Source organism: Pseudochrobactrum sp. B5 (assembly GCF_001939785.1).
GTDB classification, from domain to species: Bacteria; Pseudomonadota; Alphaproteobacteria; order Rhizobiales; family Rhizobiaceae; genus Pseudochrobactrum; species Pseudochrobactrum saccharolyticum.
This window is the reverse complement of record NZ_MOYL01000006.1, coordinates 140,547-159,437: the sequence shown is the minus strand read 5'-3', so window position 1 is coordinate 159,437 and position 18,891 is coordinate 140,547. Positions and strand designations below refer to the sequence as shown.

15 protein-coding genes are annotated in these 18,891 nt (G+C 52.7%); 3 read left to right on the top strand and 12 right to left on the bottom strand.

The window, feature by feature from the left end; genetic code table 11:
• Positions 1-33: 33 nt before the first annotated feature.
• The 7 genes from BKD14_RS16390 to mtgA form a co-directional block, all read right to left on the bottom strand.
• Positions 34-612 carry a CarD family transcriptional regulator gene (locus BKD14_RS16390; protein WP_028233395.1) on the bottom strand — a complete coding sequence of 193 codons (579 nt, stop codon included), beginning with the start codon at positions 610-612 and terminating at the stop codon, positions 34-36.
• A 437-nt stretch (positions 613-1,049) separates the two neighbouring features.
• Complete coding sequence (gene fdxA / locus BKD14_RS16385) at positions 1,050-1,388, bottom strand: ferredoxin FdxA (RefSeq protein WP_022709929.1); 339 nt, start codon at positions 1,386-1,388, stop codon at positions 1,050-1,052.
• A gap of 490 nt (positions 1,389-1,878) precedes the next feature.
• On the bottom strand, positions 1,879-2,283 hold the full coding sequence (locus tag BKD14_RS16375) for an RNA-binding S4 domain-containing protein (RefSeq protein WP_075657269.1): 405 nt from the start codon (positions 2,281-2,283) through the stop codon (positions 1,879-1,881).
• 4 nt (positions 2,284-2,287) lie between these two features.
• Complete coding sequence (locus tag BKD14_RS16370) at positions 2,288-5,377, bottom strand: helicase-related protein (RefSeq protein ID WP_139316456.1); 3,090 nt, start codon at positions 5,375-5,377, stop codon at positions 2,288-2,290.
• Between the two features lie 855 nt (positions 5,378-6,232).
• Positions 6,233-7,417, bottom strand: coding sequence for an acetyl-CoA C-acetyltransferase (locus BKD14_RS16365; protein WP_075657268.1), 1,185 nt, complete (start codon positions 7,415-7,417; stop codon positions 6,233-6,235).
• Between the two features lie 303 nt (positions 7,418-7,720).
• A complete protein-coding gene (gene rpmF / locus BKD14_RS16360) occupies positions 7,721-7,903 on the bottom strand; it encodes a 50S ribosomal protein L32 (protein WP_022709922.1) in 183 nt (60 codons plus the stop codon).
• Between the two features lie 259 nt (positions 7,904-8,162).
• On the bottom strand, positions 8,163-8,930 hold the full coding sequence (mtgA, locus tag BKD14_RS16355; RefSeq protein WP_075657267.1) for a monofunctional biosynthetic peptidoglycan transglycosylase: 768 nt from the start codon (positions 8,928-8,930) through the stop codon (positions 8,163-8,165).
• 286 nt (positions 8,931-9,216) lie between these two features.
• Between mtgA and BKD14_RS16350 the strand changes: the two genes are divergently transcribed.
• Entirely contained in the window at positions 9,217-10,065 is an 849-nt protein-coding gene (locus BKD14_RS16350) for a polyprenyl synthetase family protein (RefSeq protein WP_245293673.1), read from the top strand.
• Between the two features lie 59 nt (positions 10,066-10,124).
• Here the strand turns inward: BKD14_RS16350 and ispG are convergent, their stop codons facing one another.
• The 5 genes from ispG to BKD14_RS16325 form a co-directional block, all read right to left on the bottom strand.
• On the bottom strand, positions 10,125-11,396 hold the full coding sequence (gene ispG, locus BKD14_RS16345) for a flavodoxin-dependent (E)-4-hydroxy-3-methylbut-2-enyl-diphosphate synthase (RefSeq protein ID WP_075657265.1): 1,272 nt from the start codon (positions 11,394-11,396) through the stop codon (positions 10,125-10,127).
• Positions 11,397-11,528: 132 nt separating this feature from the next.
• Entirely contained in the window at positions 11,529-12,722 is a 1,194-nt protein-coding gene (locus BKD14_RS16340) for an MFS transporter (RefSeq protein ID WP_245293665.1), read from the bottom strand.
• 184 nt (positions 12,723-12,906) lie between these two features.
• Positions 12,907-14,232 carry a TRAP transporter large permease subunit gene (locus BKD14_RS16335; RefSeq protein ID WP_022709917.1) on the bottom strand — a complete coding sequence of 442 codons (1,326 nt, stop codon included), beginning with the start codon at positions 14,230-14,232 and terminating at the stop codon, positions 12,907-12,909.
• Positions 14,229-14,843, bottom strand: coding sequence for a TRAP transporter small permease (locus tag BKD14_RS16330; protein ID WP_075657263.1), 615 nt, complete (start codon positions 14,841-14,843; stop codon positions 14,229-14,231). The genes BKD14_RS16335 and BKD14_RS16330 overlap by 4 nt, the downstream gene beginning before the upstream one ends.
• Before the next feature lie 204 nt (positions 14,844-15,047).
• On the bottom strand, positions 15,048-16,046 hold the full coding sequence (locus BKD14_RS16325) for a TRAP transporter substrate-binding protein (RefSeq protein WP_028233390.1): 999 nt from the start codon (positions 16,044-16,046) through the stop codon (positions 15,048-15,050).
• A gap of 223 nt (positions 16,047-16,269) precedes the next feature.
• On the opposite strand from BKD14_RS16325, the gene BKD14_RS16320 reads away from it, so the two are divergent.
• Both BKD14_RS16320 and BKD14_RS16315 read left to right on the top strand, forming a co-directional pair.
• Entirely contained in the window at positions 16,270-18,270 is a 2,001-nt protein-coding gene (locus tag BKD14_RS16320; RefSeq protein ID WP_083647233.1) for a PAS domain-containing sensor histidine kinase, read from the top strand.
• Positions 18,267-18,866: a response regulator gene (locus tag BKD14_RS16315; protein ID WP_075657262.1), complete on the top strand. Its 600-nt coding sequence runs from the start codon at positions 18,267-18,269 to the stop codon at positions 18,864-18,866. The genes BKD14_RS16320 and BKD14_RS16315 overlap by 4 nt, the downstream gene beginning before the upstream one ends.
• Positions 18,867-18,891: the final 25 nt, after the last annotated feature.

Here is an 18,891-nt window from a genome sequence, read left to right as displayed (position 1 = left end):
AAAGGACTATGTTTCAGCCTGAATTGCGTAAAATTAAGCAGCTTCGGCTTCATCATCCTCAACTTCAGCTTCATCAGTCTTTGCACCGCGTTTCGGTCCTTTAGCCAGATTAGCTTCAATGAGGCGTACAGATTCTGTATCAGACAGCTTGTTTACAGCTGCAACTTCACGCGCCATACGATCCAGAGCTGCTTCATAAAGCTGACGCTCGGAATAAGACTGTTCCGGCTGGTTTTCTGCACGGAAAAGATCACGCACGACTTCTGCAATGGAAATCAGATCACCGGAATTGATTTTTGCATCATATTCCTGAGCCCGGCGCGACCACATGGTGCGCTTGATACGGGCACGACCCTGCAAGACTTTCAAGGCGCGTTCTACGAAATCACCTTCTGACAATTTACGCATACCAATGGTAGCCGCTTTAGCCACCGGCACTTTAAGGCGCATCTTATCTTTATCGAAATCAATAACAAAAAGCTCAAGCTTCATGCCTGCAACTTCCTGCTCTTCGATTGCAACGATCTGTCCCACACCATGCGACGGATACACAATCGACTCACCCGTCTTAAAACCCTGACGGACGGCGGCCTTCTTCTGCTGGGATGACATACGCTTCAATACTCCCTGTAGTGTCCGGCACCTGGAGCGCCGGTTTACACGCGGTGATACAATCAGTCCTGCGACCAGCCCCGCGGGAAACGGAACGGGCATAACAGCTGATTAAAACAAGTGCCGAAACAGAATGTAAAAGGGATGCTGAGGCAAAACTTAAGCAAAAAAAATCACAGGATAAACGGTGGGAGCAAAATTTAAAAACAAACTTGCCCCGGCACTATTTCAGCCTGTAATTTATATCAGCCTTTCAGTGAATACCTGTAGCCGCCACGAAATGACGCCTGCTCATCGACATTATCGTGGACAGTAACACAAAAAACCGGCAGAATCAACAAAATGCCGTCACAAGCCGCCCGACCGGGCGATTTGTGTTAATAAACCGTTAATTGACAGGGCTGATCCTGTGGTTATCCCGGCATATCAGCGGAGAATCAATCGCCTTCGCCAGGCTCTGCCGAGAAGAACTGTTCAAGCTTATTAGCGACGCCATCCATTTCAGCGGCTTCAGGCATCTGGTCTTTTTTCACGGTGAGATTTGGCCATTTCGCTGAATATTCAGAATTCAGCTCAATCCATTTATCAAGACCCGGTTCCGTATCCGGACGGATTGCTTCAGCAGGACATTCCGGCTCACACACGCCGCAGTCAATACACTCATCAGGATTGATGACGAGCATATTCTCGCCTTCATAGAAACAATCGACAGGGCAGACCTCCACGCAATCCGTATATTTGCAACGAATGCAGTTATCGGTCACGACATAAGTCATTGTCGAACTCCCAGAGCTTTGAACTGCCACACATAATCTGCGGCCAAAATTACAATCATATCATTTGGCATAACATCCGGCAGAGTGTCAGGATAACTGACTGATCCTGCCATCCGGCCTGCGAAACCGGAATGCCGTTTTTCAGCAACTGCGCTATATGAAATACGGCAGAAAACCTGTCTGTCAGGTAAAGGCTTTAGCCGCAGCTTGCAAGAGGGTTTTCCCTCAGCCGCGACGCTCCGCCGCAAAAAAAGAACCACATTCTGTATCGCCGTAATTTCTGAAAAACTGCATCCCCGCTGGCTTTTAACAAAGCACAATCCTTCCGCCGCATCATTCTTCATTCCGGACAGAAAATAAGCCAACACGAAGATTTGAAAGAATGGTCAGACCCGACTCAGTATCTCAAGCATAGTTCAGCTTCTGAAAACACCGGTCAGCCTGCGGAATTATGCTCTGAATGCGACTCACATCAGCCCGATCAAGCAGTTCAGAACTCATCAAAACCGGAACCACCTTGTTTCAGTCGTTCCGTTGCCCTGCGGTCGCGTTTTGTCGGACGGCCGGAACCGGCATCCCGTTTTTCACCAGCCGCAGCCATCTGCTCTTCCGTCTTTTCAGCTGGCGGTGTCAGATCTTCATAGAGTAGTTGCGCTTCGAGAAAAGAGCCGCGACGCTCTCCCAGCTCGCGCACTTTATAAATCAATATGCGGCGATCCAGCGTGACCGTCACCACATCTCCGATTTTAATTCCGTGAGATGCCTGATCTATTTTATCGCGATTAATACGAACACGCCCGCCGGCAGCAAGTTTTGCCGCGAGCGAGCGTGATTTAACGACACGGGTGAAAAACAACCATTTATCAATGCGCTGTTTTAAAACACCCGTATTCATACGCTTATTTCTTCAGCTGCTCTTTCAGAGCAAGCAGCTTGGCGAATGGTGAATCAGGATCGATCTGCACCGGACGCTCATTGCGCTCAACGCGTTTCTGGTCCTGAGCATGATCCCGTTTGCCATGACGTGGCTTGCCGTGATGTTCATTACGGCCGGATTTCTGCTCACCATTGCGGAAATCAACACGTGCGGCTTTTTCAAACCGCTTGCTGCGACCTTCACGGTTCTGATTATCACCCGCATTATCTTTAGCTGCATCAGCCGGTGCGCCGTCTTTAGCAGGTGCACGGCGATTGCCCTGCGGACGGTTGCGATTCTGCTCGCGTCCCTTGCCCTGCTCGCGGCCACGGTTGTCGTGACGACCCGGACGCCACAGCAGAACCATTTTCACTGGTTCTTCTGCAACAGCATCAGCAGTCTCAGCCGCTTCTGCAACCGGTGCTTCAGCTTCTTCCGTATTCACGGTTTCGGCCACAGCTTCCGGCTGCTCTTCAGTTTCAGCGGCAGCTTCTGTTACAGCTTCGCCGGTCTGCTTGGCAGCATCGGCTTCAGCAAAAGCATCAAGTTCTGCAAGCTTGGCAGCAACAGCCGGTGCTTCCATCGCTTCATGACGGTAGCCGAGGCTTTTCAGCACTTCTTCCATGTCTTCCGGTGTCGCACCAAGAATAGACATCATCGACGGCGTTACCATGAAACGGGCACCATCATAGGCACCTTCCGCGCGCAGACCCGCACCCGGACGCCAGGCCAGAGCCGGACGGATCAGATCAGCCAGACGCTCCAGAATGTCGAAACGCACAGCGCGGCGGCCAAGAACGCGGTAGCCGGCCAGTGTGTAGAAAACCGGATCGAAAGCCGGATCAACAACAACCGAGGTACGGCCTGCGGCCAGAACATGAACAACATCACCGTAACCGGCACGTTCACGGCCGTCATTGCTCAGCGCCCAGAGCAGTGTCATCAGACCCGCAGGTGCCGGTTTCAGCAAAGCAGGGATAAACACATGATAGGCACCGAAGCGCACGCCGAAACGACGCAGAGCTGCACGGGAATCCTGATCGAGACCACGGATTTCCTCAGCAATGTCGCGACGCTGGATCACGCCGAAGCTCTCAACCAGACGGAAAGCCAGACCACGGGTCATGCCGGTCAGGGCATCGGCCTCAGTCAGATCGTGCAACGGCTTGAGAACTGTCTCAATATGATGAGCGACAAAGCGGTCAATACGGCTCTGTACTTTCTCACGGGAAGCACCTGTCAGCTGCTCGTCAGCCAGCAGAACGCTGCGCGGACGCATCACGCTGTCACCGGCAACCAGAGTTGCAACCGGAGCGCCGACCCAACGCAGAATGCCATCCGAGCCAAGGGCAAAATCGCCATTGGCCGCAGCAGAGAAGCGCTCTGCACGACGGTCATATTCAGCGGCCAGCGCTTTTTGTGCAGCCCCCTTTACCGCTTTCGCGTCTGGCCCTTCGGCCTTGACGTCGGCGGTAAATCGGAATCCTTCCAACTGCCCGACATTGTGGTCTTCGACAAGTACATCCCCTGTCGGGCTAATTTCTGCTTCTAGCATGGCATTCTCTCTCAGGCGCTTCATAAGCACGCTTGTCCTGCGGTCTACAAAGCGTTTCGTCAACCGTTCATGCAGCGCGTCAGACAATCTGTCCTCAATTTCGCGCGTCTTTTCTTGCCAATGTGCCGGATCTGCCAGCCAGCCCGGCCGATGCGACACAAAAGTCCATGTGCGAATTTGTGCAATACGATGAGATAGAGTGTCGATCTCACCGTCAGTCCTGTCGGACCGATGCACCTGCTCGCTCATATAGTCTTCATCCACAAAACCTTTGCGGATGATATCCTTATAGATTGCGGCAATAATATCGGCATGTTGTGCCGGCGCAATCCTTCTATAGTCGGGAAGCGCACAGGCATCCCACAAAATTTCCACACGCTTGGGCGTATCCGCAAGCCGCATAATGTCTTCATCACGCGCCAGATTTTCAAGCGCCTGCATGTCAACCGCAGGTAGCGCCCGTGTCAACCCTTCCAAAGGCGCTGAAAGGTCTAATGAGTGCTTCAATGCGCGAACAGATGAAAAATCAAACTGAGCCGTGCGCCATTGCAACACTTTAACCGCGTCGAAATTATGCGATTCTATCCGCTCGACAAGATCTTTATCAAACGGATCAACCTGTCCGGTGACGCCGAATGTACCATCGCGCAGGTGACGACCCGCACGACCGGCAATCTGCCCGAGCTCACCGGGGTTCAGATCACGATACTGAAATCCGTCAAATTTACGCGCTTGCGCAAAGGCCACATGGTCAACATCAAGGTTAAGTCCCATGCCGATCGCATCGGTGGCGACCAGAAAATCCACATCACCGGACTGGTAAAGCTCCACCTGCGCATTGCGGGTGCGCGGGCTCAAAGCACCCATCACTACGGCTGCGCCACCGCGCTGACGGCGGATCAGCTCGGCAATCGCATAAACCTCATCGGCAGAGAAAGCGACAATGGCACTGCGACGCGGCAGGCGGGTAATCTTTTTCGAACCTGCATAGGCCAGATGCGACAAACGCGGACGGGTAATAATATTGATACCACGCAGCAGTTTTTCGAGAATAGGCCGCATAGTTGCCGCGCCCAGCAGCAGGGTTTCCTGCCGGCCGCGCAAATGTAAAAGACGGTCTGTGAAAATATGGCCGCGTTCCAAATCGGCAGCCAGCTGTATTTCATCAATGGCAACGAAAGCTGCATTGGTCTGGCGCGGCAGAGCCTCAACGGTACATACGGAGTATTTCGCACCGGCTGGAATGATTTTTTCTTCGCCGGTGACCAGCGCTACTTTTTCAGGGCCGACTTTGGTAACCAGCTTATTATAGACTTCACGCGCCAGCAGGCGCAGCGGCAGACCAATAATCCCGCTCTCATGGGCGAGCATACGCTCCAGCGCCAGATGAGTCTTACCGGTATTGGTAGGCCCGAGCACAGCGGTTACATCGCGACCACTCACAATAAGCGGCGCTGTTCCCTGATGCAGAGACGCCGCCCCAAGCGGAGGCGTCAATGAGTTCTTCTGGTCATTCATGCGGAATTGATTATTCCCCGTCTCATGAAGTCGTTACACATGAAATCCGCCCCGCAGGTCAGTGCCATATTTTGCAATATAGCCAACCCGATCCGGCAAACCCCATTTTTTCTGTCTGCCTGCCGTCAGCCAGTACAGATTGAGCAAAGCAGGTAGCATTATCTGTCTCTGACTAAAAGGGTAACAACGGCACCTTTATGACTTCTTTTGTATCAAAACTTCAGAAAATGACAGGAAACCATGTCAGCTCTTCACAAAAACCCGATCTTGTCAGAATTTTACGCGCATTTCAGGCGTTAGGATCCACTAAAATGCTCGCAAAAACCCTGTATTTTAATGAAAAGAACACGAGAAGAACAAAGAGGCTACGAATCAATGGTTTTCACGAGTTCTCATTTTGTTCAAAACAACATCCTGTGTTTTCCATAAGCAGAGACACAATATACAGATTCAACTACACAGGAATAGCGCGGTAAAAAGCGGAGAAATTAACTTTTACCGCCGATCGCACATAGCGATGTGGTAATATGCACATAATACCAATTTAAAAACCCGCACAGCATTAATAAAGATTAAAAATACATTACCGGAATGCGCTACATTGCAGCGAAACAACATGCTTTCATTAAGCTTTCGGCCAAACCCTGAACGAATCGGCGACGAATCGCTGCTATATGAAAGTTCCTGTTTCGTTTTCACAAAATACAGAGCCAAAACAAATTATAGATACTATATATAGTATTAGGCCTTTATGAAACGCAATTTCACTGCAACAAAAAGCCCCGAAAAGGTTAATTTCCTTCGGGGCTTCGATTTTCGTAACAATGGGCCTTGTTAACTTATCGGCAAACGCGCTCAGTCGCGCTCAACACAGAGCGCAACCCCCATGCCGCCACCGATACACAGGGTTGCCAGACCTTTCTTGGCATCACGGCGCTGCATTTCATAAAGCAGCGTGGTCAGAACACGGGCACCGGACGCACCGATCGGATGACCGATAGCGATAGCACCGCCATTCACATTGACGATAGCCGGATCAAGCCCCAACTCACGGGTTACACAGCAAGCCTGCGCCGCAAAAGCCTCATTGGCTTCAACCAGATCCAGATCTTTCACTGTCCAGCCGGCTTTCTCCAGCGCTTTGCGTGAGGCCGGAATAGGTCCTGTGCCCATCACTGCCGGATCAACACCTGCCGTTGCCCAGGAGGTGATGCGTGCCAATGGTTTGATACCGCGATGCTCCGCTTCCGCTTCACTCATCAGCACTGTTGCGGCCGCACCATCATTGATACCGGATGCATTACCGGCGGTAACCGTACCTTCCTTGGCAAAAGCCGGACGCAGCTTCTGCAAAGCCTCAATCGTGGTGCCGTGGCGGATATATTCATCCTCACTCACAACCACCTCACCCTTACGGGTTTTGATGGTGACAGGCACGATCTCATCCTTAAAACGACCGGCAACCTGTGCTGCCTCGGCCTTGTTCTGGGAAGCAAGAGCGAAATTGTCCTGATCCTCACGGGTCAGCTGCCAGCGATCAGCAATATTCTCGGCTGTTACCCCCATAGGATAACCGTGGAAAGCGTCCGTCAGACCATCTTTCATCATGGTATCGATCATGGTCATGTCGCCCATTTTGGTACCGGAGCGCAGATGCGCGCAATGCGGAGCCATCGACATGGATTCCTGACCACCGGCAACAATCACCGATGCATCACCATTGGCAATCTGCTGCAAGCCCAGCGCCACAGAGCGCAGGCCGGAGCCGCAAAGCTGGTTCACGGCAAAACCCGTTGTCTCAATCGGGCAACCGGCAGCGATTGCAGCCTGACGCACCGGATTCTGCCCCTGCCCTGCTGTCAGCACCTGACCGAAAATCACTTCATCAACATCAGCGGCAGCAACACCGGCGCGCTCCAGCGCAGCCTTAATTGCTGTAGCACCCAGCTCATGGGCAGGCACATTGGCGAAAGCCCCGTTGAATGAACCGACAGGAGTACGCGCAGCGCTGGCAATGACGACTGTTGTTTCTTTGCTCATGACAGATAACTTCCTCACATCCCAATAGTGCCTGTTTTCCGCATATACGCAGAACCGGCTTTTCCTCAGTATAGCGTCAGTTACAAATGATGCTGGCACTAATTGCGATCAAGGTTTTGAATTTTTCGCATAACCCCGTGCTGCATTACAGGCAGATTGCCGTGCTTTTGCGCAAAACATGCCAGAAACAACCGGTCCTCGCTGCACAGGTGATGCGCTGGCGGAATAGACAGGCAAATTGCAAACAAAAAAAGACCGGCTGAAAAGCCGGTCTTTTTTTAAAAGCTCCAAGAAAAAGCGAAATTACGCTTCCTTTGGCTCCAGAACCTGACGGCCGCGATACATACCGCTTTTCAGGTCGATATGGTGCGGGCGACGCAGTTCGCCGGAGTTCTTGTCTTCAACATATGTCGGAGCCTTCAGCGCATCAGCCGAACGACGCATGCCGCGCTTCGAAGGGGAAGTTTTTCGTTTAGGTACAGCCATTGATTCTGCTCCAGTGATTAGTCAATCGAATGTCCGGTGCCTCATAGCGAGGCTGTCACATCGGACATTGTTCCGGAAAGTTTTGCTGCCTATACACGCTCAAACGTCTTTTGACCAGCAGGACTCGCATTTTTTTTATGCAAATCCCGATTTACCGGCTTAAAAACCTGCTCAGAAATGTATTTCAGTCGCTGCCCTATAGCATCATTCCCGGCCAAAGGACAAAAGATTTCGCGCTTTTGCTCAAATTTTGCTGATTTTATTGCACGCAGCCGACATAAGCGCCGCTGTTTTGGGCTCTGCGCTCAATAATACGGGAAATCCGCACCATACCGCGGCTTGGCTTGGACGCATCGCGGAGAATCGGATTCGGCAGCGTGACTGCGAGATAGGCAGCCTGCCGCGCCGTTAATTTGGATGCAGGACGCTTGAAATAATGCTGGGCAGCGGCTTCAACGCCATAAATCCCGTCACCCCACTCCACGATATTGAGATAAATCTCCATCATCCGGCGCTTGGAAAGAATCAATGAAGCGGCCTGCGCCAGCGGGAATTCCAGTGCCTTGCGCACATAAGAGCGCCCGTTCCAGAGAAACAGATTTTTCACCGTCTGCATCGGGATTGTCGAGGCGCCGCGGCTTGGCTCACCGTCACTGCCCAGCACCAGTTTCAGCTGATTCCAGTCAATGCCATAATGGCTGCAAAACTGCCCGTCTTCAGACATCATCACCGAATTGACCAGTACCGGCGCAATATCCTCCAGCGGCACCCACTGGCGCTCATAGCCTTTCAGCGTCACCAGATCCTTGATCATCAAGGTTGAGACCGGATGCACAAAAGGCAGTTTGTAGAGAAAAAGCAGAGCGAAAGGCGCAATTGCCAGCAACAGCAAAAAGCGCTTCAGCCAATACCACGGCCGCACGCTCACCGGATCCGCCACAAAGCTGGCGACGGTTTTCGGAGCTGCGGTTTCATGATGACCGTCCCCTTTATCTCCGTCCTCCTTATACATGACAAATTTTGTCATTGTGCCCGCAGTGTCTCCGTTACTTGCCATATCGTTACTGCATAATTTCAGCCGATTGAAAAGCCGGTGCTGCAAGACATATCAGTTTTCAGGCATTTTTTGTTGGTAAAAATCATTTCGCGGCTTTTCTGCATCACCTCTGATACAGAAATTTCATATTGAGCCGGCCGGACAGGAGTTGATTATTACAGGCGAATGGTTCATGCCCTTGTCCATGAAAAACGATCATGACATTTCCGGTTTCGGACAGCGGCTGGCACTTCATGCCGCTTCCGTTGAGCAACTGATGGTCTCACTTCTGGATGAGCGCCCGCGTCTCGGCGAGGTTATCCGTCCGCCGCGCCTGATGGCCGCAATCCGTCATGGTGCGCTGAATGGCGGCAAGCGCCTGCGCCCGTTTCTGGTCACGGAAACCGCCCGTCTCTATGATGCTGATCCCCAAGCTGCATTGCGCATTGCCGCAGCGCTGGAATGTATCCATTGCTACTCGCTGGTTCATGATGATCTGCCTGCCATGGACGATGATGATATGCGTCGCGGCCAGCCAACTGTTCACAAAGCCTATGATGAAGCGGCAGCGATTCTCGCCGGTGACGGCCTTCTGACCTATGCTTTCGATATTATTGCTGATGATGCCACCGAACTGCCGGTAAAAACCCGTCTTGATCTGGTGCTGGCTTTATCGCGCGCCTCCGGTGTCGGCGGCATGGTCGGCGGTCAGGCACTTGATCTGATGGCAGAAACTGCCAGTCCTGATGAAGCAGACATTATTACCCTGCAAGCGATGAAAACCGGCGCGCTGATCCGTTTCGCCTGTGAAGCGGGTGCAATTATCGGCAATGCAAACACAGAAGAGCGTGAGCGCCTTGCTGAATTCGGTTCGGCCATTGGTCTGGCTTTCCAGCTTGCCGATGATCTGCTGGATGTAACCGCCGATGCAGCCACTATGGGTAAAGCCACCGGCAAAGATGCCGCCGCAGGCAAAGCGACCCTTGTTTCACTGCATGGCATTGACTGGACAAAGAAACAGCTGGCCGGTCTGGTCGCGCAGGCAGAAGACCTGCTGGCACCTTTCGGTGAAAAAGCACAGGTTCTGAAAGAAGCCGCGCATTTCATCGCATGGCGCGAGAACTAAATTCAATAAAAGTCGCAATAAAAAAGCTCTCATATTTTATGAGAGCTTTTTTATTATTCTTATTCTGCGGCTTCCGGCTTTTTCGCACCGAGCCCGTAACGGTTTTCGATATAATCGGCCACCATTTTCTGGAAGTCTTCGGCAATGGCAGGGCCACGCAGTGTGGCAACTTTCTTACCGTCGACAAAAACCGGTGCGGATGGTGTTTCACCGGTGCCCGGCAAAGAAATACCGATATCCGCATGTTTGGATTCACCCGGACCGTTCACGATACAGCCCATCACCGCGACGGACAGACCTTCAACACCCGGATATTTTTCACGCCAGATCGGCATATTGGTGCGGATATCGTTCTGAATGGTCTGCGCCAGTTCCTGAAACACTGTTGAAGTCGTGCGACCACACCCCGGACATGCAGCAACAATCGGGATAAACTGACGGAAGCCCATCACCTGCAGCAATTCCTGCGAGACCTGCACCTCGCGGGTACGGTCACCATTCGGCTCCGGTGTCAGAGAAATGCGGATTGTATCGCCGATACCCTGCTGCAACAGAATCCCCATCGCAGCGGAAGAAGCCACAATGCCTTTGGTGCCCATACCGGCTTCGGTCAGCCCCAGATGCAGCGCATGATCGCAACGTTTGGCCAGTTCCGCATAAACGGCAATCAGATCCTGTACCTGACTGACTTTGGCGGAAAGAATGATCTTGTCGCGCGGCAGGCCGATTTCCTCAGCCAGATCAGCAGAGATCAGTGCAGACTGGATAATCGCCTCGCGCATCACTTCCTGCGCGGTCATTGGTGCACCGGCAGCCTGATTGCGATCCATCAGCGTGGTCAGCAATTCCTGATCCAGCGAACCCCAGTTCACGCCGATACGCACCGGCTTATCATAGCGGATTGCCATTTCGATAATTTCGGCAAACTGCTTGTCTTTTTTGTCTTTGAAGCCGACATTGCCCGGATTGATACGGTATTTCGCCAGCGCTTCCGCACAGGCCGGATGGTCTGACAGCAGCTTATGGCCGATATAATGAAAATCACCGATCAACGGAACATTGAGACCGAGGCGCTCAAGGCGCTCACGGATTTTCGGCACCGCGGCAGCAGATTCATCACGGTCAACGGTAATACGCACCAGTTCGGAACCCGCATGATGCAGGGCAGCCACCTGCGCAACTGTGCCGTCAATATCCGCCGTATCCGTATTGGTCATGGATTGCACAACCACCGGCGCATCACCGCCAACAATCACGCCGCCGACATTGACCCCGACAGATGTGCGGCGGGCAAAGGGATGGGCATAATAGTGCAGATTATCAGAAGCCATAATTATACAATCTTAAAGTGGGCAATCTTACAGTGATACGGGAACATCTCGGTTCAATGCTGTTCCATAACCGTGACGGAACAGCTTTTGAACCGCAATTGTGACAGTCTTACAGCAGGTCGTTCAAAACTTCTATTCTCTTTTCTGATCTGCGGCACTTGCGAGCGATGAAAGCATAAACACCACCACCAGCATCAGCGCCAGCACCATATAGACAGGACCAAAACCGATATACCCGCCGATATAACCGATCAGGGACGGTGCAACCAGAATGCCTGAATAGCCCATCAATGTGACAAGACTTAACGCCGTACCCGCATGGATGCCGCTCTGATTGCCTGCCGCCGAAAAAATGATCGGCACAATATTGGCCACACCAAGTCCGGCAACGGCAAACGCCAGAATTGCTATCCACGCATGTGGTGCAAAACCGCTGACAAACAAGCCCGCTGCGGCAATAATGATCGACACGCGGAATGTCCGCACGGCTCCAAACCGGTTACGCACGCCGTCCCCGAGAAAACGAACCAGCGCCATGGTGGCAGAAAAAGCCGCATAGCCATAACCGGCTGTGGTCAGATCTGCAGAAAAGGCCTGCTGAATATAGACCGCTGCCCAGTCCAGCACCGCACCTTCCGGCACCATTGCAAACAGCGCCATCATACCGATCAGATAGATCACCGGCTGATTAGGCAGGCGGAAGCGGATTTTCTCGCTGGTCTGCTGCTGACGATCCATGACCAGTCGCGGCAAAGTTATCAGCATAATGATACCGGCAATCACGCTCACCAGAACCGCATGGCTGAATGCGCCCTGATAGTGCAGGTAAAAGCTGCCAAGCGCACTGCCTGCAAAACCGCCAAGGCTCCAGAAACCGTGAGAGGAAGACATCAGCGCACGGCCGAGCGTTTTCTCCACCGCAACGGCATTGGCATTCATCGCCACATCCATACCGCCGAAGACCGCGCCCAGCATAAACAGTACCGGCACGGCCAGATAAAGATTATTGGTGAGAGCGACGACAATCAGCCAGAACGCCACGCCGACGGCGAAGCTTTTGGTGACGCGATCCGAGCCATAGCGCGCCAGCAAAGGGCCGCACAGTCCCATGGCTGCCAGAGCGCCAAGACCGAAAACCAGAATGAGTAATCCGAAGACACCTTCAGAAACGCCCAACCGGCTCATCATCAACGGAATATGCAAAGCCCAGCTGCCGGTAACAAAGCCGTTGGAAAAAAATGCACCCGCCACTGCCCAGCGGTAATAACGCGCACCACTGTCTATAACAGCAGGCTGCACTGTACTGATCCCTGCATCTCCGCTCACAAAACCGCTCCATCAGGTTCAGAACATTATTTAAAGCGTATCCCGAAAAGCGAGAATTGCTCCTGAGCCTCTGTTTAGTCGATTTTTATGACAAAAGAAATCACCTAACCGTCACAAGCCTGTCAGCTGTTGCAGCCAAAGAAAAAGGCGGCCGAAGCCGCCTTTTGTCTGATTGTTCAGCGCTTTATTTCATACCCAGCGTATGCGGCAGCCAGAGTGTGATCTGCGGCACATAGGTGACCAGCCCGAGGAAAATCAGCGTAGTGATAATCCATGGCAATGTCGATTTGGTCACGGCCGTGAGCCCCATTTTCGATATGGATGAGGCCACATAGAGATTGAGCCCCACCGGCGGTGTACACAGACCGATCTCCATATTCACCACCATCATCACCCCGAAATGCACCGGATCAACACCGAGTTTCACGGCAATCGGGAACAGGATCGGCGCCATAATCAGCACCACGGCAGAAGGCTCCATCACCATACCGATCAGCAGCAGGATGATATTCACCATCAGCAGGAAGCCGATCATGCCAAAGCCCTGCTCCACAATCCATGCACTCATCTGCTGCGGAATTTGTTCCGAGGTCAGGATGAAGGCAAACATCACCGCATTGGTAATGATATAGAGCAGCATCGCGCTCATCGCCGCCGAAGACAGCAATACTTTCGGCACATCGCGCAGTTTAATGTCCTTATAGACAAAGACTGCAATCACGAATGCATAGACGGCAGAAACCGCAGCAGCTTCAGTCGGTGTGAAAATACCGCCATAAATACCACCCATGATGATAACGATCAGCATCAGCCCCCAGACGGAGGAGCGGAAGGCTTCCCAACGCTCACGCCAGCTGGCTTTCTGCATCCGCGGATAGCCGTTCTTCCATGCGCGCCAGATGGTTGTGCTGCCAAGCATTGCCGCCAGCATCAGCCCCGGAACAACACCCGCCATAAACAATGTGCCGATTGAGGCCGACATGACCGGCGCACCATCAGGGCCGGTTACCACCATGCCGGAGGTTGCCACCGCATACATCACCATCACAATCGACGGCGGAATGAGAATACCCAACCCGCCGGAGGTCGCGATAACGCCGGTACCGAATTGCGGCGGATAACCCTGCTTGACCATTGCCGGTATCAGGATGGAACCAACCGCCATCACCGTTGCCGGTGACGAGCCGGAAATTGCAGCAAACAGCGAACAGGCGGCAACCGCAGCCAGCCCCATACCGCCATACCAGTGCCCGACCATCGAGGTGGCAAAGCGGATCATCCTTTTGGCCACACCGCCATGGGTGAGGAAGTTACCGGCAAGAATGAAAAACGGAATCGCCATGATCTCGAATTTTTCAATACCGGTGAACAGTTTCAGCGCAATTGAATCCATCGGGATCGAGGTGAACCCGAACAGGAAGGTGAAAACCGTCAGACCCAGCGCAATGGAAACCGGCATCCCTGTCACAAGCAACAGTGCCAGAATGAGGAAGATAATCAGAGCGGTCATCGTGCGGCCTCCGCATCTTCCAGCCCGTCAACATGACCATGATCGTGATGGGCGATAGTGCCTGTGGTGAGATAGAGCCACAGCGCCTGAATAAAGCGGAAACACATCAGCGCGGAACCGAGCGGCACGGCGAGATAGACAATCCACATCGGCATTTCGAGATCAGCGGAAATCTGGCCGGTTTTGGAAATATGCCAGACGAAATCCGTGCCGATCCACGCCACGATACCCGTGAACAGGATACAGGCCAGAAAAGCGATAATAATCATCAGTCGCTGGTTTTTCGGTGACATACGCTCCACCAGCACATCAACGCCGACATGGATGCCGATACGCACGCCATAGGCCGCGCCGAATTTCGCCATCCATACAAACAGATAAATACAGGCTTCCTGAGCCCAGGTCAGATTGATTGATGCCAGCCAGCGATAAAAGCTGCGGGCATAGCCCTGCAATTCGGCATAATCATTGGCGCGTGCCCAAGACAGCACATCGGCAACCAGCCCGATAGAATAACGGTGAGCAACCGCGACAAAGATCAGCACAACGGCCGCTGCAATCAAAAAAGACAGCAATATTTCTTCAAAGCGGTCGAGGATACGCAACACCATAGGATGCTCCTCATGTGAGGGCGCACCGCTTTTCGGTGCTCCGTCTTGTTAATTATGAGCGCAAAAAACCAGCCGTGATAACAGCCGATACGCACAAATGTGATTGAAAACAGAATTCGGAAAATGTGCCTGCCCCAAGCACCATCGTCAGGGCAGGCAGGCCCGCTGCAATCGGAGAAACTCCTGCAGCGGGGTTTGAGAAGATTACTCTTTCATACCGACGGCTTCATAAACCTGCTTAATCAGGTCTGCGCCCACGCGGTCAGCCATTTCAGTATGCACAGGCTTGAGCGCTGCAACCCATTCTTCACGCTCTTCCGGTGTCAGTTCGTAGAATGTGGTCGTACCGGCCGCCTTCATTGCCGCCAGAGAATCGTCATTTTCTTTCTGGGCGATTTCGTTGGCAAAGGCAGTTGATTCAGCCATGGCCTTATCAAGCTGGGTGCGCACATCTTCCGGCAGGCCTTCCCAGAACGCCTTATTGACGATCACCGCATAGCCCAGATAGCCGTGGTTTGAGACCGTGGCATGTTTCTGCACTTCATGCATTTTCTGGGTATACATATTGGATGGCGGATTTTCCGTACCGTCCACAACACCGGTCTGCAAAGCCTGATAGACTTCGGAGAAAGCCAGAACCTGCGGCACGGCACCCAGCGCCTTCATCTGTGCTTCCAGAATTTTGGAAGACTGAATACGCATTTTCAGACCAAGGAAATCATCCGGCACATGCAGCTGGCTGTTTGCCGACATCACTTTGAAGCCGTTATCCCAATAGGCCAGACCTTTGATGCCCTTGGCATCCAGCTTGTCGAGCAGCGCACGGCCAACCGGACCATCGGTGATTTTGCGCAGATCATTATAGTCTTTCATAATGAACGGCAGATCGAAAACTTCAAATTCACGTACGCCGAGCGGGCCGAATTTTGCCAGAGACGGTGCCAGCATCTGCACAGCGCCAAGCTGCAGAGCTTCCAGCTCCTCTTTATCCTTGTAAAGCTGCGAGTTCGGATAGACCTCGACCTTCACTTTGCCTTCGGTGTAGGATTCAGCGAGTTCCTTGAACTTCTCAGCGGCTTTGCCCTTTGGTGTATCAGGTGCCACAACATGGCTGAATTTAATGGTAATTGCCTGCGCAAGCGCAGTTGTGCTCACACCAAAAGCGAGAATTGCAGCAAGACCGGCAGTTGTAAGAAATTTCATTGAGAGGCCCTCCCAAGCCTGCATCTGTCAGTAAAACATTCCGGCGGATAAACCGGCACGGACTCCAAACGGAGTAAAAATCAGATAAAATCCTTAAAAGGAGTAGAGCCTCAATTCTATTGTGGAATACCACAGTATTTCTATTGTGGTTTACCACAGGCATAACTTCGTGCAGACAAAAGGTTATGCTTATAAAGCATAGTGAGGATATTCAGACGATCACATGAAATTTCGTCATACAGCAGCAAATCCGCAAGACAATAGCCAGAGTCTCTCCGGCTTCCGCGCATCTGTGCGTGATTATACGCTGGCTATTCCCCTGCTCGCGATCCTGCTGATTGTGACCCTGATCGTCGCGCTGATTTGGATGACCTCGCGTGATAACCAGTCAGAAACGGAGAAAAAACTCACAACTGACGCGCTTTGGGTTGAGCAATATCTGCGTTTTCAGCTGCAAACCTTTGAGACAGAATTACGCGATCTCGGGGCAGATATCGAACGCGATCCGCAGCAGAAAGACACGATCAGAACCAAAGCCCAGCATCTGGTTTCCATCCATTCGGAATTCATCGATATCAGCTGGTTCACGCCGGATGGCCAATTGCTGGAAAGCGCACCGCCCGGTCTCAATGTTATCGCCGACTATAAACCGGCACTGGCCGAGCATAGCCGCCTGTTCGGCAAACCGGTCTATTCTTCTCCCCGCCATACGAGCGAAGGCTGGGTGGTCGATATGGTGGCACCGGTTTATAATAATAACCGTTCCGCAGGCACGATCTGGGTCATCATCTCACTGGACAGGCTGCTGTCGCGCAATGTGCCCTGGTGGGTTGCGGGAAAATATCAGGTCTCGCTCACAGATTCCGGCGGCGATCCCCTGATCTCAAAGTCCAGCATCATGCCGACCAACGATCAGGCGCGTCACACAATTTCGTTTGATCCGCCGCTGACCGGCACCTATATCACTGTCACGCCCTATCAGAGCCGTGCCGCCATCGGCCCGATTGTCATTTCTGCCGCCATTATCGGCCTGACTATTCTGGTGATTATCAATCTCTGGATGGCCTATCGCCAGAACCGGCGCAGAGCCGCAGCTGAACACGCTTTGCGCACAGAATATGCATTCCGGCAGGCGATGGAAAACTCCCTGACCATCGGCATGCGTGCCCGTGACCGCGACGGACGCATTATCTATGTGAATCCGGAATTCTGCCGCATGGTCGGCTATGAGGAGAAACAGCTGATCGGCATGATGCCACCGCATCCCTATTGGGCACCGGAAATCATGTCGGAAGGTATCCAGCGGCAGAATGATATGCGCAGTACCGGTATTGCCCCGCGTGAATTTGAAACACGTTTCATCCGGCCTGATGGCAAGCTGATTGATATTCAGGTCTATGAAGCACCGCTGATTGATGCGGATGGCACCCATATCGGCTGGATGGGTTCTCTTGTTGATGTGACCGAGAAAAAGAAACTGGAAGAAGCCCGCCAGACGGAAGCTGAAAAACTTCAGCATAATGCCCGTCTGATTACGATGGGTGAAATGGCCTCCACACTGGCGCATGAGCTCAATCAGCCACTGGCTGCCATTACCAGCTATGCGACCGGCAGTCTCAATCTGCTGCAATCAGGCACGGTACAGCCCGTTGATCTGACCGGAGCCTTGCAAAAACTGTCTGATCAGGCACAGCGCGCCGGTACAATTGTCCACCGTGTGCATGATTTTGTGCGCAAGCGCTCCGTAACGCCGGAACAGCACGACCTGCGCAAAATTTTGCAGGATGCTGCCAGTTTTGTCAGTAGCGATATTATCAAGGGCGGCGGTCATATCGACATGCGCCTGCCCGATATGCCGGTAGCCGTGCGGGCTGATGCGGTGCTGATCCAGCAGGTTTTGCTGAACCTGATCCGCAATGCCCGCGAAGCAGCCCTAGGCCTGCCGCGTAACCGGCAGAAATTACATATCAGCCTTGAGAGTGATGAGCATGAAGCCGTTATCACCATCACCGATCACGGGCACGGTATTCCGGAAGGCATGGAAAATGAGATTTTCACGCCCTTTATCTCCTCAAAATCGGAAGGCATGGGCATGGGGCTGCCGATCTGCCGTTCCATTCTGGAATCGCACAAAGGCCGCTTATGGTTGCAGGCAACACCTGACAGGCAAGGTGCCAGCTTCTGTCTTTCTTTACCGCTAAGCACGCAGGAAATCACGCAATGACCGTTCATATTGTTGATGATGATGAAGCCATTCGCGATAGCCTGTCATGGCTGTTTCGCTCCCGTGGTGTGGGCGTTGTCACATGGCCGTCCGGCGAGGCTTTTCTGCAAAACTGGTCGCCGGATCTTCAGGGCTGTATTCTGCTGGATATGCGAATGGACGGCATGTCCGGTCTTGAGGTTTTCGACAAGCTCATCAAGCTTCATGCCCGTCAGCCGGTGATTTTTCTGACCGGACATGGTGATATTCCGCTGGCCGTGGAATGTTTGAAACAGGGTGCGGCGGATTTTCTCGAAAAACCGTTCAACGACAATAATCTGGTCGACAGGGTTCTGGCTGCCCTGCACAAAGCAAAAGAGCGTGCCGCCTCAGACCGTCAGCGCGATGAATTGCGGCGTAAACGCACCCAGCTTTCCCCGCGCGAAAATGAAGTCTTGTCGATGATATTGGAGGGGCTGCTCAATAAGCAGATTGCCGACAGGCTGGAGATCACCGTGCGCACAGTTGAAGTGCATCGCGCCCATATTATGGAGAAAATGGGGGCGCGCAATGCCGTGGAACTGGCGCGTCTGATCAGTTTCAGCGAACAGGATTAACCGGCAGAGCAAATACACTCTGCCG